The sequence below is a fragment of the Candidatus Xianfuyuplasma coldseepsis genome, assembly GCF_014023125.1.
GTDB lineage: Bacteria > Bacillota_I > Bacilli_A > Izemoplasmatales > Izemoplasmataceae > Xianfuyuplasma > Xianfuyuplasma coldseepsis.
In genome coordinates this window covers 611,108-624,184 of the sequence record NZ_CP048914.1, presented here as the reverse complement: position 1 = coordinate 624,184, position 13,077 = coordinate 611,108, and the positions used below count along the sequence as shown (strand labels likewise).

General features: G+C 36.0%; 15 protein-coding genes. 14 read left to right on the top strand and 1 reads right to left on the bottom strand.

The window, feature by feature from the left end; genetic code table 11:
- Positions 1-186: 186 nt before the first annotated feature.
- The 10 genes from G4Z02_RS02905 (at position 187) to G4Z02_RS02860 (ending at position 7,901) form a co-directional block, all read left to right on the top strand.
- Positions 187-537, top strand: coding sequence for a hypothetical protein (locus G4Z02_RS02905; RefSeq protein ID WP_258878366.1), 351 nt, complete (start codon positions 187-189; stop codon positions 535-537).
- Between the two features lie 12 nt (positions 538-549).
- Positions 550-906, top strand: a complete 357-nt coding sequence (locus tag G4Z02_RS02900; protein ID WP_258878365.1) for a DUF2089 domain-containing protein — start codon at positions 550-552, stop codon at positions 904-906.
- Between the two features lie 146 nt (positions 907-1,052).
- On the top strand, positions 1,053-1,421 hold the full coding sequence (locus G4Z02_RS02895; RefSeq protein ID WP_258878364.1) for an SHOCT-like domain-containing protein: 369 nt from the start codon (positions 1,053-1,055) through the stop codon (positions 1,419-1,421).
- Positions 1,422-1,547: 126 nt separating this feature from the next.
- Positions 1,548-2,903, top strand: a complete 1,356-nt coding sequence (rlmD, locus tag G4Z02_RS02890; protein WP_258878363.1) for a 23S rRNA (uracil(1939)-C(5))-methyltransferase RlmD — start codon at positions 1,548-1,550, stop codon at positions 2,901-2,903.
- A gap of 54 nt (positions 2,904-2,957) precedes the next feature.
- The gene (locus G4Z02_RS02885; protein WP_258878362.1) at positions 2,958-3,374 is read left to right on the top strand and encodes a secondary thiamine-phosphate synthase enzyme YjbQ; all 417 of its coding nucleotides are present in this window, start codon (positions 2,958-2,960) and stop codon (positions 3,372-3,374) included.
- 1 nt (position 3,375) lies between these two features.
- On the top strand, positions 3,376-4,401 hold the full coding sequence (locus G4Z02_RS02880; protein ID WP_258878361.1) for a hypothetical protein: 1,026 nt from the start codon (positions 3,376-3,378) through the stop codon (positions 4,399-4,401).
- 30 nt (positions 4,402-4,431) lie between these two features.
- Positions 4,432-5,796: a 23S rRNA (uracil(1939)-C(5))-methyltransferase RlmD gene (gene rlmD / locus G4Z02_RS02875; RefSeq protein ID WP_258878360.1), complete on the top strand. Its 1,365-nt coding sequence runs from the start codon at positions 4,432-4,434 to the stop codon at positions 5,794-5,796.
- On the top strand, positions 5,796-6,572 hold the full coding sequence (locus tag G4Z02_RS02870; protein ID WP_258878359.1) for an APH(3') family aminoglycoside O-phosphotransferase: 777 nt from the start codon (positions 5,796-5,798) through the stop codon (positions 6,570-6,572). Before rlmD (G4Z02_RS02875) ends, G4Z02_RS02870 begins: the two co-directional genes overlap by 1 nt.
- A gap of 229 nt (positions 6,573-6,801) precedes the next feature.
- Positions 6,802-7,386 (top strand): TetR/AcrR family transcriptional regulator, encoded by a 585-nt coding sequence (locus tag G4Z02_RS02865; protein WP_258878358.1) that lies wholly within the window; start codon positions 6,802-6,804, stop codon positions 7,384-7,386.
- Entirely contained in the window at positions 7,383-7,901 is a 519-nt protein-coding gene (locus G4Z02_RS02860) for a GNAT family N-acetyltransferase (protein WP_258878357.1), read from the top strand. Before G4Z02_RS02865 ends, G4Z02_RS02860 begins: the two co-directional genes overlap by 4 nt.
- Positions 7,902-7,913: 12 nt before the next feature.
- Here the strand turns inward: G4Z02_RS02860 and G4Z02_RS02855 are convergent, their stop codons facing one another.
- Complete coding sequence (locus G4Z02_RS02855) at positions 7,914-8,888, bottom strand: LacI family DNA-binding transcriptional regulator (protein WP_258878356.1); 975 nt, start codon at positions 8,886-8,888, stop codon at positions 7,914-7,916.
- A gap of 94 nt (positions 8,889-8,982) precedes the next feature.
- On the opposite strand from G4Z02_RS02855, the gene G4Z02_RS02850 reads away from it, so the two are divergent.
- The 4 genes from G4Z02_RS02850 to G4Z02_RS02835 are packed head-to-tail and all read left to right on the top strand — an operon-like array spanning position 8,983 to position 13,072.
- Positions 8,983-10,275: an alpha-amylase family glycosyl hydrolase gene (locus tag G4Z02_RS02850; RefSeq protein ID WP_258878355.1), complete on the top strand. Its 1,293-nt coding sequence runs from the start codon at positions 8,983-8,985 to the stop codon at positions 10,273-10,275.
- Positions 10,272-11,372 (top strand): thioredoxin, encoded by a 1,101-nt coding sequence (locus G4Z02_RS02845; protein WP_258878354.1) that lies wholly within the window; start codon positions 10,272-10,274, stop codon positions 11,370-11,372. The genes G4Z02_RS02850 and G4Z02_RS02845 overlap by 4 nt, the downstream gene beginning before the upstream one ends.
- A 54-nt stretch (positions 11,373-11,426) precedes the next feature.
- Complete coding sequence (trmFO, locus tag G4Z02_RS02840; RefSeq protein WP_258878353.1) at positions 11,427-12,728, top strand: methylenetetrahydrofolate--tRNA-(uracil(54)-C(5))-methyltransferase (FADH(2)-oxidizing) TrmFO; 1,302 nt, start codon at positions 11,427-11,429, stop codon at positions 12,726-12,728.
- Positions 12,728-13,072: a hypothetical protein gene (locus tag G4Z02_RS02835; RefSeq protein ID WP_258878352.1), complete on the top strand. Its 345-nt coding sequence runs from the start codon at positions 12,728-12,730 to the stop codon at positions 13,070-13,072. Before trmFO ends, G4Z02_RS02835 begins: the two co-directional genes overlap by 1 nt.
- Positions 13,073-13,077: the final 5 nt, after the last annotated feature.

Here is a 13,077-nt window from a genome sequence, read left to right as displayed (position 1 = left end):
AAAAAAATATAAACCAATAAAATCAATTTCTTAATAAAATTAACTAGGAAATTGATTTTTTTAAAAAAAAGATTAATATTTTTAATAAAGATACTTGACATATGTTTTTTTATGGTATATCATTAGGTTGTAATTAAGAAAATTAATGCCGAAATTAAAAAAATTAATAAAGGACGTGATATAGTTATGAAATATGAAAAAGTCCTTCAACAAATTGAAAATGGAGAGATAACTTCTCAAGAAGGAATGAAGTTGTTGTATCCAGTGTCAAATCAAAAAATCGGGAAACGGGCTCACTTCATTAAATTAAAGATCCACGTTCCTGAAGAAGGAAAAGGAGTTAATACCTTCTTACGAATCCTCTTCGCTTTACCCATTCCAATGATATTCGCAAGATTAGGAATCCGGTTAGCAAATCGATTTGTAAAAGATGAAGATGTTGATTTCAAAGAAATAGGTAAATTGTTGAAGTATTCCAGAAATACCCGAGTACATGTAGACAGTAAAGACGCTCAAGTAGATATACGAATTGTGTAGGAGGAAGATTAGATGAACAACGTTATCGGTGAATGCCCAATCTGTAAAGGTGATTTAATTGTTTCAAAATTAAGCTGTAACCATTGCGGTACAGAAATCAGTGGGAAATTTAAACTATCAAAATTTAATTACTTATCAATCGAACATTTATACTTCATAGAAGTCTTCATTAAAAATCGCGGAAGTATCAAAGCCATCGAAAAAGAACTAGGGATTTCATACCCAACCGTTAAGAAAAACCTCGATGAAGTCATTGTAAGCTTAGGATACGAAGTGGATGATGAAGAAAAGGCGAATAAAGCAGAAGTCTTCAAGAAGCTTGAAAATGGTGAAATATCAGCACTCGAAGCAGCCAAACTATTAAAATAGGAGGTACCACTATGTGGACAATAAAAACAGACGAAATATATAACTATTACGAAATTAAAAAAGAAGAAGAAAAATATATATTAGAAGCAGACAGTCGTAAAAAAAAATATAACAAATAATAAAACAATCGAAAGGAAGATAAAATAATGGATGACAAATTAAGAATCTTAGAAATGATCGAAAAGAAAACAATTACTGCTGCCGAAGGTGCAGAACTGCTCAAAGCTCTTGATAAAAATGAAGACAAAACTGTATTGAAACCGAAAAAAGAAGCATTCAAAATGTTCAAAGTGAAAGTATTAAGTGCAGATGGTGACAAAGTAAATGTCCAAATTCCTGTAGAATTTGCAAAAGTCGCATTACGTAGCGGCAAAGGATTTATGAAAGTAGACCAAATTGAAGACCTTGACTTAGACATTGAACAGCTCTTAGAAATGATTGACAGTGGAATGTTAGGTAAATTGGTTGAAGTTGAATCAGCAGACGGCGATTTTGTTGAAATCGTAATCGAATAATTTTCCCTTTCCAAGAAGGTCCGGTAGGACCTTTTTTTTTACCCACAAACCATCTTTATTATGTTATAATGGGTATAGCAGCATCATTCCAACAAGATCGAGTCAGCACATCAAGGAGTGGACAGAATGGTTGAAAAGAATGAATACTATGCAGTTGAGTTCGTTGACATGACACATGATGGAATGGGTGTATGTAAGGTAGATGGGTTCCCAATCTTTGTACCCAACGCTTTAAAAGGCGAAAAAGCGGATATCAAGGTTGTAAAAGTTAATCAAAGTTTTGGCTTTGGTCGACTGATTGAGATCACACACAAATCACCATTTCGCAAAGAACCAATATGCGATCATTTTTCAGAGTGTGGTGGTTGTAATTTAATGCACATGAATTATCAAATGCAACTGGACTTTAAAAAACACCGTGTCAAAGAAACCCTCCGTAAACTAGGTAAAATCCATACGTCTGTTAAGGATGCTGTTGGGATGTTAAATCCATACTATTATCGCAATAAAACAGTTGTACCATTTGGAGAAGAAAACGGCAAGATGATCGCCGGTTTATACCGTAAACGAAGTCATGATATTATTGATATGAAACGTTGTTATATCATCCCGAAAATCACTACTGATATTGTTAAGTTTTTGAAGAATATTTTTGAAGAGTTAAACATTCCTGCGTATAATGAAACCGTTGGAGTTGGTGTTGTTCGTCATGTACTGATACGAAACTCATACAAGTACGATGATATTTCAGTAACTATCGTTACGCTAACACCAAAACTTCCTAAAAAAGAACTCATTGTTAAAAAACTAGTATCACGATATAAAAATATCGTATCTGTTGTCCATAACTTTAATCCCGATAATACGAATGTTGTACTTGGTAAGAAAAGCAAAGTCCTATTCGGAGACGATTTCATTCGCGATGAAATCAATGGGGTTGAATTCAAAATTTCTCATCGTTCATTCTATCAAATCAATCCAGCACAAACCGAAGAAATGTACAGAAAAGCGATTGAATATGCAGATTTAACAGCAAATGAAGTGATCATTGATGCATACTGTGGTATCGGTACAATCGGTTTATCCGCAGCCAAATATGCGAAAACAGTCCTTGGTGTTGATGTAGTGAAATCTGCCATTGAAGATGCAATGGAAAATGCGAAAAACAATAACATAACCAACGCAAAATATGTGGCTGGTAAAGCAGAAAAAGTGATTAAACATTGGAAAAACTACGACGTCGACGTTCTCTTCATTGATCCACCACGTAAAGGGTGTGACAAGGATTTCCTAGAGACCATAGTTGAGATGAAAATTCCCCGTGTAGTATATATATCTTGCAATGTTTCAACACTTGCTAGGGATTTAAACTATCTGCAGTCACAAGGGTATGAAGTTCTTGAAGTTACGCCATTTGACATGTTTCCTCAAACCTCTCATATTGAGACGGTAAGTAAATTACGATTAAAAAAACAGGATTAGAAATCCTGTTTTTTGATAAATGGACTATGCTATAATAGAATACGAGGTGATCTGATGAAATCCTATCGCAAAGAACTGTGGTTTCAAACGTCAAAACGACGCGAGTTAATCAATATTACCCGTGATGTCGAGCGTTGTTTGGATGAAAGTGGTATTCAAGAGGGACTCGTTTTAGTCAATGCTATGCATATAACAGCTAGTGTATTCATCAATGATGATGAACGAGGACTACACAACGATTTTGAGCGTTTCTTAGAGAAGTTGGCTCCCGAAAAACCATACAACCAGTACGATCACAATGGATTTGAAGATAATGCGGACGCCCACATCAAGCGAACGATTATGGGACGAGAAGTCGTTGTCGCGATTACGGATGGACAACTTGATTTTGGACCCTGGGAGCAGATTTTCTATGGGGAGTTTGATGGAAAACGACGAAAACGGGTCTTAGTAAAAATAATCGGTGAATAACATGAAGAATCCTTTTGTTCAAAATGGTGAAATGTTACCCGTTGCATCCATCAATAGTGTTTTTGTTGAGAATGAAAAGGCCTATGATTTATTCCGTCCCTCACTAATCCTTGAGAAACTGATTGAATACATGAATATGTATGGGTTATATGATATGATTGAGTCAACGTCCGTACTTTATCTGTTTGATCAATTACTACTTCATGATTCAAAGGATATCAAACAAGGAGCTGAAGAACTAGCGGATATGTTTGGCGATCGCTTAGCTAGTGTCCTAACAACACTACTTCAACCATCTGAAATATCGATTAAGAATCGAACTAATTGGAGTTCTGTTCATTGGGATTATTGGAAGACCATACGCAAGATTTATCTAGTTGGTGGCTTGACATCACCCTTACTTACCCAGCGATTTTATCAGCGTATTCAACGTGCATTTGAGCAAAAAGACATTGAAGATGTCACTGTGACCTTTATCGAAGGGTCGCAAAATATGGGAACTAGGGGATTGGCATCCATAACAAAGAATGGTGATTACATGTTGTTTGATTTTGGCCAAACTAAAATCAAACGAGCACGAGTTTTAAAAGATCGTAATACAACGATAATTGAAAGTTATCTTGATCCAGTGGATGCGAAATATTTATATTATAAGAACACGAGCAAAGCGACATTAGTTGAAACCGCATCTGAATTGGATGGGTATATCTGTAAAACCATTATCGATGCCATTCATGAAACTGGTTTTACTGGAAACAAGATCTATATGTCTATTGCAAACTATGTATCACAAGGTGCCATATATAGTGCACGAGGTGGGTATGGGAAATTGGCTTATATAGGGGAAAACTATCAACAGCATTTGGAGCAGAAATTGGCTGAAATGTTGAACAAACAAGTGACAGTACGCCTGTTTCATGATACATCGGCTATGGCCCTGTTATTCCGTCACGAACCACATACTGCAGTAATTTCACTCGGAACAGCATTTGGGGTTGCATTTCCCCATGATTCCGTGTATAGTTAATACTTGAGTTTTAAGAAAGAAGGTGTTCCAATGGAACCTTTATTAGAAAAACAGCAAACCATTTTACTCACCATTAAGCGATTAGGAATTAATGGTGAAGGAATTGGATATTATAAGCGCAAAGCCGTTTTTGTTCCAGGTGCAATACCCCCAGAAGAAGTGATTGTTCGGATTACAAAAGTGTCCGATAAGTATGCCGAGGGAGAAATTGTTAAGTTTAATATCAAAGCGGCGAAGCGAGTGAAACCGTTTTGCAAACATTACTATCAATGTGGTGGATGTCAATTACAACATGTTGCATATGATGAACAACTCTTATTAAAAGAAGAGATGCTTCAACAAGCCATTGAACGCTATAGCAATGTGGATGTAGCATCCATTACGTTTAATGATATGGTCGGCATGAATACTCCTCGTCATTATCGCCATAAAGCTCAAATGCCTGTAGAGAATACAAAGCATGGGATTACTACGGGGTTATACAAGGTGAACTCCAATGATCTTGTACCAATTATAGACTGTCCTGTACAAGCAGAGCATATCAACCTTGTAAATCAACGCATTCTTGAAATATGCGATACGCACTCCATTTATGCATTTGATCCAAAAACAATGCGTGGATTATTACGTTATATTGTTACTCGTGAATCGCATCATACTGGAGAAATACAAGTAACCTTAATTATCACGATATTTAATAAGGCCCTTCATCAGGTAGCTCAAGATATCCTCCAATTACCCAATGTTGTGAGTGTCGGTATATCAAAAAATCACGATGTCAAAAACATTGAGATTTTTGGCGAAGATGTGGAGATTTTAGCAGGGAAAAACACCATAGCTGAAGGAATTGGAGATATCCAATATGACCTTAAACCTAAAGCCTTTTATCAGTTGAATCCAAGTCAAGCGATACAACTATATTCCTATGTGAAATCCTTACTAGATTTTGACACCGATCAAACCATTATTGACGCATATTCTGGAGCTGGTGCCATCAGTATGTATCTTGCCCCTTATGCCAAACGAGTGATAGGTATTGATTCCAGTAAAGAGTCGATATATAGTGCTCTACATAATCGAAAAATTAACAAATTTGATAACGTTGATTTTATCAATGGTGAAGTCAAAACTGCACTTCCCAAATTGTATGACAAAGGTATTACTCCAGATGTGATTATTATTGATCCACCGCGCAGTGGATTGGATAATAAGACATTGGATCTTCTCACAAGAAAACCAGTGAGTAAAGTCATCTATGTCTCATGTAATCCTAGTACATTAGGAAAAAATCTTAAAGTACTAACTCGCAAGTATAAAGTCTTGTCTGTAACGCCATTTGACATGTTCCCACATACATCTCACATCGAATCTGTGACATTATTGGTTAAAAAGTAATGGATTTACACATTCCGATATCATTGCAGCCATTTATTAACCAGAAGACTATCAGTGAAAATACGACTGGTATGACAGGTGCTAGGATTATTGAATCGGATGATATAATCATTAAAATTGAACAATATCACCATGAATCGAAACGAGAAATCGAAACCCTACGATTTTTACAAGAGAAAGTACCAGTACCTACACTCATTGATTATCTAGTTGAGAACAATACAAGCTACATCGTAATGTCCAAATTACGTGGAAAAATGGCGTTTGAAAAACCATATATATCGAACCCTGATGCACTAATTAAACATCTTGCTGAAGCGATTAAACGTTTATGGACTATTGATATAAAATCCTGTCCAATACAAAATCGTATTCAGGATAAGTTAATATACGCCAAACATCTAATCGATACCAATCAGATACACCGTGAAGAGATTGATTACTCGTGGTTAAAAAATGATAATATTAAATCAGTAGAAGAGTTATATGAATGGTTATTAGTAAACCAACCAGAAGAGGATCTTGTATTCACCCATGGAGATTTTTGTTTACCAAATGTATTATTCACTGAAAATCAACTTGTCGGTTATATTGATCTAGGACGTGCAGGAGTTGCCGATCGATATCAAGATATTGCACTTTGTGCCCGAAGCTTATCTTATAATCTAAGTGTTAAACTAAATGATCAAATCATTATGAAATTCTTACAAGAATTTAAGATTCCAATAAAATGGGATAAAATTATGTATTATATAATTCTCGATGAATTGTTCTAAAAAATCGACGAAATTTCGTCGATTTTTTTATTTACCCTGATTCGCATAAAAGGCTACTCTAAAATCTCAATAATAGTTTTCCACAAAACTTATCCACAACCTTGGATAAAATGAATTCATTACCTAAGGTATCGATTCACTCTCGTGTATGAATATTCCATATCAGACGTTGACATGTGGAAAAAACTGAATTATAATGAGTATGAAATCAGTGAGTAGGTGGTCATATATGGGTGTTAGATTAGAACAAAAAGAGCAAACAAGAGAAAGAATTATTGACAAAACAACACAGTTAGTGCAAGAAAATGGCTTTGTTGGGATATCTACTAAGGATATCTCTAAGAATAGTGATGTGTCGCAAGGAACTATATTCTTACACTTCAAAACAAAAATCAATTTACTTAACACGATACTGTATAGCAATGTAGATAACTTTGAAAAGGACCTAATAGAGCAGTGCAACGCTAATCAATCAACGGATAATTTTGTGCGAAATTTCCTTGATGCAATTAGTCTATATGAAGGAATTTTATCACGAGCATACAAGGATTATAGTTATCTAGATGATCCCTTGCAAAAACAATTAGATGACTTAGATACATTGATAAAGAATAAGTTTTATGACAATATTAAACACAATCGGTCAACGAATTTAAACATTGTTGATACTTTTACATTAATTGACGCATTTATTTCACAGATTAAGCAATATCTATTAGAGAAAAACGTCTATACAAAGGCGAATTCAATTATTCGACAACGACGTGGTAGAATTACAAAATTATACAGAATGTTATTTGGAGAAGAATCATGAATATCTCCTTTCGTAAAATTTCAGAAAAAGATATAAATCAAATTATTTTTTGGATTAGACAGCCACATGTGAGTGAATTTTGGTATTCAGCAAAGGAAAAAAGTGATAAAGAACTATACGAAAAGTATACTAAACGTATAGAAAATGATAGAATTTTGACATTATTGATCCTTTTTGATCAAAAACCCATCGGTTTGATACAATCATATTACCTAGATGATACATCCATGTTCAACATTGACCACTTGGCAAAAGGTATTGATTTATTTGTTGGTGAAATTGATCAAATTGGATTCGGTTATGGACAAAAGTTACTACTTCAGTTTTTACACGAATATATATTTAGTGATCCATCTGTTAAATATGCATGTATCGATCCTGAAGTTCGAAATGAACGGGCTATACATGTGTATTCCAAAGTGGGATTTCAAATCGTTAATACTGCCATTGATAAAGTGTCAGGTCTGAAAACTTGCTATATGGTACTTAGTCGCGATCGTTTTCTAAACGAATAAAAAAGGCCTATTTTAGGCCTTTTTAGTTGTATCACGTTCAATTAGATTTACGGGTAATACTTGATGTACTTCCTCAAGTTCTTTCTTTTGAAGGAGTGTTTTAATGATTTTCATAGATACTTTTCCGAAATCATCAATTGGTTGTGCTATGGTTGTGAGTTTTGGTACAAGTACTCCCGAGAGTTCAATATTATCAAATCCAATTACTTGTACGTCTTCTGGAATGTTATAACCGAGTTTTTTAAGAGCACTTATAGCGTATAATGCGATGATATCACTTGAACAGAAAATTCCGTCTACGTCTGGGTGCTTTTTAATGAACATTTCGATATCATTGATATCGGGATTTTTGAAGTCTAAATCAAAACTGTACGCTTCAATATTGTGTTCATCAACAACTTGATAAAACCCCCTTGCCCGGTCTACCACTGTAATCAGATCGCTTGGTCCACGGAAGTGTATGATTTTTTTCGCTCCATTCTCGATTAACTTTCTTGCTGCAAGTTCTCCACCTCGAACATTATCACTTGTGATGGAAGGTACGGTACTGTCGATGATGTGATCAATTGTTAAAATTGGAATGTTTAGTTTCAGATAGGATTTAGCACTTCGAGTGTTTGCTGTTAGGATCAATCCGTCAATGTTATACTGATTCAAGACATTAAGATACTTTTTTTCCAACTCCGCATCATCTTTGGAGTTGAAGATCATTAGTTTATAACCCTCTTGGGTGACAGCATCTTCGATAGCTTCAATAAGCTCACCGAAAAAATAGGTCGAGATATGGGGGACGATAAGTCCGATAATCTTTGATTTTTTCCGAAATAAAGAACGAGCCAGCTCATTGGGAACATAACCTAGTTCTTCAATCGCTTTCTCGACTAAATGTCTGGTTTCGATGTTGACATATCCAGTATTATTGATAACTCTAGAAACCGTTGCAACACTAACATTTGCTCGTTTGGCGACGTCTTTAATAGTTGGCATAACATCACTCCTAACTAAAGTCATTATATTATACTATAAGTCTTTTGTAAATGAATTAGAGATGGTATAATACCAGTGATTGGAGGAGATAGCTATGAGCATACATACAAACATAGAAAACCGAAAACTATTTATCTATCAAGTTTATGTGCGAAGTCACACACAAGAAGGAACATTTAAAGCATTTAACAAAGACCTTGATCGCATTCAAGATTTAGGTGTGGATATGGTTTATTTCATGCCGATTCATCCGATTGGACAAAAACGAAAAAAAGGTCCATTAGGGTGTCCATATAGCATTCAAGACTATCGTAAAATTAATCCGGAATATGGTACCCTAGAAGATTTTAAAACGACAGTTAATGAAATTCATCAGCGTGGGATGACGGTTATGATTGATGTGGTATACAATCATACATCACACGATTCCGTGTTACTCGAACAACACCCGGAGTGGTTTATGCATGATGAAAAAGGGCAACTCACCAGTAAAGAACCAGGATGGTCCGATGTCCAGGATTTTGATTACCAAGCTGGGGGAGAAGCGCTAGTGCGCGAATTGATTGATACACTTCTATTTTGGATCGATCAAGGTGTTGATGGATTCCGCTTTGATGTAGGTAGTTTCTTACCAATGGATTTCTTACAACAAATGGAGCTAGAGGTTCGAGCTAAAAATCCAAACATTGTTTTATTAAGTGAAAGTGTTCATGGGGGATATTGTCGTCATATGCGAAGTAGAGGCTTCCAAGTACTTAGTGAATCTGAAATCTATCAAGCGTTTGATATGGCTTATGATTATGACATCCAACCATTCTTTGAAGCATACTTAAATGGTGAAGGTACACTGAATCGTTATCTAGAAGAATTATTACGACAAGATGAAATCTACCCTCAAAACTATATTAAAATGCGGAATCTAGAGAACCACGATTTCGGTCGTTTCGCCATGTATGTGAAAGAAGACTCGGTTAAAATAGACAACTGGACAGCGTTTGTGTTCTTTGCTCGTGGAAGTGTCATGATGTACGCTGGAGAAGAATGTAGTGACGATCACAAGCCTTCTTTGTTTGAAAAGGAAGATGTCAATTGGAGTGGACGCAATATTAGTGATCTGGTGAAAGCGTTAGTGCCCATTAAGAAAATGGATGCAGTAGCTTACGGTGCGTTGCGCATATATCCCCAATCCAAAGATGTTATTGTTATGTCTTACAAACATCAACAAGAGACCATTGTAGGAATCTTTAACGTTGGAAATGAAACAGGAGATATTTCTTTGAATATTGCCGATGGTACCTATCAAAATCTATTAGCAGATGATTCAATTATTGTATCAAATAAACAACTTACTCTCACAAAGAAACCACGAATCTTTAAGATTAAATGAAACGTTTATTGATTTTCGTATCATCTGCCATAGCAATTGTTCTACTTAGTTCATGTAAACAAGAAGAACTTGATTATTCTGACTTTGAGGACAACATCATTGCAACCTACTTTCAAGCCGAAACCCTGAGTAATAATCGCTATATTTTATATTACTATGACTCCACCGATGACGCATCAAATACGATCAAAAACGACGTCCTAACATTTATAGAATCGTATAATGACTTACCACTATACATGGTTGATGCGTCTGCTAATCCGAATGTGACATCTGATTTTGGTGCCTATGTTGATGAACCGATTGTATATGTTGTATCACACCATGAACCGCTTGAAACCTATACCGGTAGTGATGAGATTACGACCTTTATCTCATCGTACTCATCAAAGGAATGGACCTATGATGCATTTGACAATCAGCATCTATCAAACATAAATGACGCACTAACTATTAATAATAGTGATTATCTTCTTTATGTTTATGATCCTAGTGATGAGCAAGCTATGTCCTTGCAAGAAGCATTCTTAAAGTTTGCCTTCACCAAAAGTATCGAAGATATCTATTTAATCGATCATACAACTATAGAGACCATCCCTGATGAGTTGGATACTATCTCCATGGGAAATCCAATGATTCTCCTCATGTCCTACGGTGTATATGCAGAAGAATACTATTTAGGCAGTGATGAGATCACGCAGTATATGAATATTGTTGGCGATGGCGATATCTATACATCATTGAACACCCTTGATTATGACGATTTCATCGACCATCATCTGACAAATTTTGGTGATACATTAACGATTACCGATGATCTACATCTTGAATATTATTACAGTCCTTATTGTTCTCACTGCAACTCGATTAAGACAAAGATGTTGTCATTCTTATACTATTTAGATACGGTTCCGTACTATCTAATTAATACCTCTAGTGCGGTTGGACTCGTCAAGATTGATGACTTTATGGGGACGCCAAGCTTATATGTTATATACAATGGAGAAGTCGTAGAGTCCTATATAGGTTCTGTACAAGTTCCCAACTTCATTGATGATTATCGTCAAGGTATTATTGATTTTTCAACCTATCAGTGAACAAAACCACAGTGTGGTTTTGTTTTCATATGCTATAATAGAAGTGGTGATATTATGAAACAAACAGTAACCGTAATTGGAGCTGGACTAGCTGGCTCAGAAGCAAGTTATCAACTTGCAAAACGCGGTTTTAATGTACATTTATATGAAATGCGACCAACAACCTTAACCCCTGCTCATAAAACCGGCGATTTTGCGGAGTTGGTTTGTTCCAACAGTATGCGTTCCAATAGTTTGGAAAACGCTGTGGGATTATTAAAAGAAGAAATGCGGATGTTGGATTCGATTATCATTCGTACAGCAGATGAATCTCAAGTACCTGCTGGAGGTGCTCTCGCAGTAGACCGTGATATCTTTAGTCAAAAGATCACTAATCAAATACGACAACATCCCAATATTACCGTCATTGAAGAAGAACTCAAGACGATACCAGATGGTCCTGTTATTATCGCAACGGGTCCCTTAACCAGTGACGCATTAAGTCGCGCAATTAAAGCGTTAATTCATGAAGACTATCTATACTTCTTCGATGCCGCTGCACCAATTATTGAGTTCGAATCGATTGATATGTCCAAGGCGTATAAAAAGAGCCGTTATGATAAAGGTGAGGCGGCTTACATTAATTGTCCGATGACAAAAGACGAGTTTGATGCATGGTATGATGAATTAATTACAGCCAATGCCGTAACCTTAAAAGACTTTGAACTCAAAGTATTTGAAGGGTGCATGCCTTTTGAAGAAATGGCAAGAAGAGGACGTCAAACACTACTATTTGGTCCAATGAAACCCGTTGGTTTGGAACAACCCGATGGAACAAGACCCTACGCCGTTGTCCAACTTCGTCAGGATAATATGGCTGGTACATTGTACAATATTGTTGGCTTTCAAACCCACCTTACCTTTGGTGAACAAAAACGTATAATCCGGATGATTCCCGGATTAGAAAACGCATCGATTGTACGCTATGGAGTAATGCATCGTAATACCTTCATTAATAGTCCAAAACTATTAACGAGAAACTATCAATTACGGGATAATCCAAATATGTACTTCGCTGGACAGATAACTGGAGTTGAAGGATATGTTGAGAGCGCGGGAAGCGGACTGCTTGCTGGAATCGCATTGGCACGCCAATTGGATGGAAAGCCTGAGATAATCTTTCCTGAACAAACGATTATCGGTAGTGAATCCTACTATATATCCCATGCAAGTATATCCAGTTTCCAACCGATGAATGCCAATTTTGGGATCTTAGCCCCACTCGACTTTAAACACAAGAAGAAAGAACGAAAAACCCTATATAAAGAGCGCTCATTAGAAATCATGAACAACCTGATCCGACAATTGGAGGAATAATGATGGAACTTCAAAAGTTGAAATTAGACAAATTTACGACATATAATGGCTACAATATGCCAGAAGATTTTCATGTGCCATTAACGCAATCGGACAATCCCCAAGTCTTCTTTGTCTTTCTTCATTCGTTTGAAGAACTCAATCGATACACCAATATGATACGCAATAATCAAACACATAAAGATAATCGAATTTTCTATATTTATAGACGTGGACAAAAATCGTTTCATCGAGACCACATTGCCGCATTTGCTAGACGTGCACCATTTTTAAAACGTAAAGCACCCATGCTTTGTCGGTTAGATGATACATATAGTTGTTTCACCTTCATGGTGAATCTGTAGGTGAT

Coding starts and splice junctions, on each gene's coding strand:
- G4Z02_RS02905 (WP_258878366.1), top strand. CDS start 187: ATGAAATATGAAAAAGTCCTTCAACAAATTGAAAATGGAGAGATAACT.
- G4Z02_RS02900 (WP_258878365.1), top strand. CDS start 550: ATGAACAACGTTATCGGTGAATGCCCAATCTGTAAAGGTGATTTAATT.
- G4Z02_RS02895 (WP_258878364.1), top strand. CDS start 1,053: ATGGATGACAAATTAAGAATCTTAGAAATGATCGAAAAGAAAACAATT.
- rlmD (WP_258878363.1), top strand. CDS start 1,548: ATGGTTGAAAAGAATGAATACTATGCAGTTGAGTTCGTTGACATGACA.
- G4Z02_RS02885 (WP_258878362.1), top strand. CDS start 2,958: ATGAAATCCTATCGCAAAGAACTGTGGTTTCAAACGTCAAAACGACGC.
- G4Z02_RS02880 (WP_258878361.1), top strand. CDS start 3,376: ATGAAGAATCCTTTTGTTCAAAATGGTGAAATGTTACCCGTTGCATCC.
- rlmD (WP_258878360.1), top strand. CDS start 4,432: ATGGAACCTTTATTAGAAAAACAGCAAACCATTTTACTCACCATTAAG.
- G4Z02_RS02870 (WP_258878359.1), top strand. CDS start 5,796: ATGGATTTACACATTCCGATATCATTGCAGCCATTTATTAACCAGAAG.
- G4Z02_RS02865 (WP_258878358.1), top strand. CDS start 6,802: ATGGGTGTTAGATTAGAACAAAAAGAGCAAACAAGAGAAAGAATTATT.
- G4Z02_RS02860 (WP_258878357.1), top strand. CDS start 7,383: ATGAATATCTCCTTTCGTAAAATTTCAGAAAAAGATATAAATCAAATT.
- G4Z02_RS02855 (WP_258878356.1), bottom strand. CDS start 8,888: ATGCCAACTATTAAAGACGTCGCCAAACGAGCAAATGTTAGTGTTGCA.
- G4Z02_RS02850 (WP_258878355.1), top strand. CDS start 8,983: ATGAGCATACATACAAACATAGAAAACCGAAAACTATTTATCTATCAA.
- G4Z02_RS02845 (WP_258878354.1), top strand. CDS start 10,272: ATGAAACGTTTATTGATTTTCGTATCATCTGCCATAGCAATTGTTCTA.
- trmFO (WP_258878353.1), top strand. CDS start 11,427: ATGAAACAAACAGTAACCGTAATTGGAGCTGGACTAGCTGGCTCAGAA.
- G4Z02_RS02835 (WP_258878352.1), top strand. CDS start 12,728: ATGATGGAACTTCAAAAGTTGAAATTAGACAAATTTACGACATATAAT.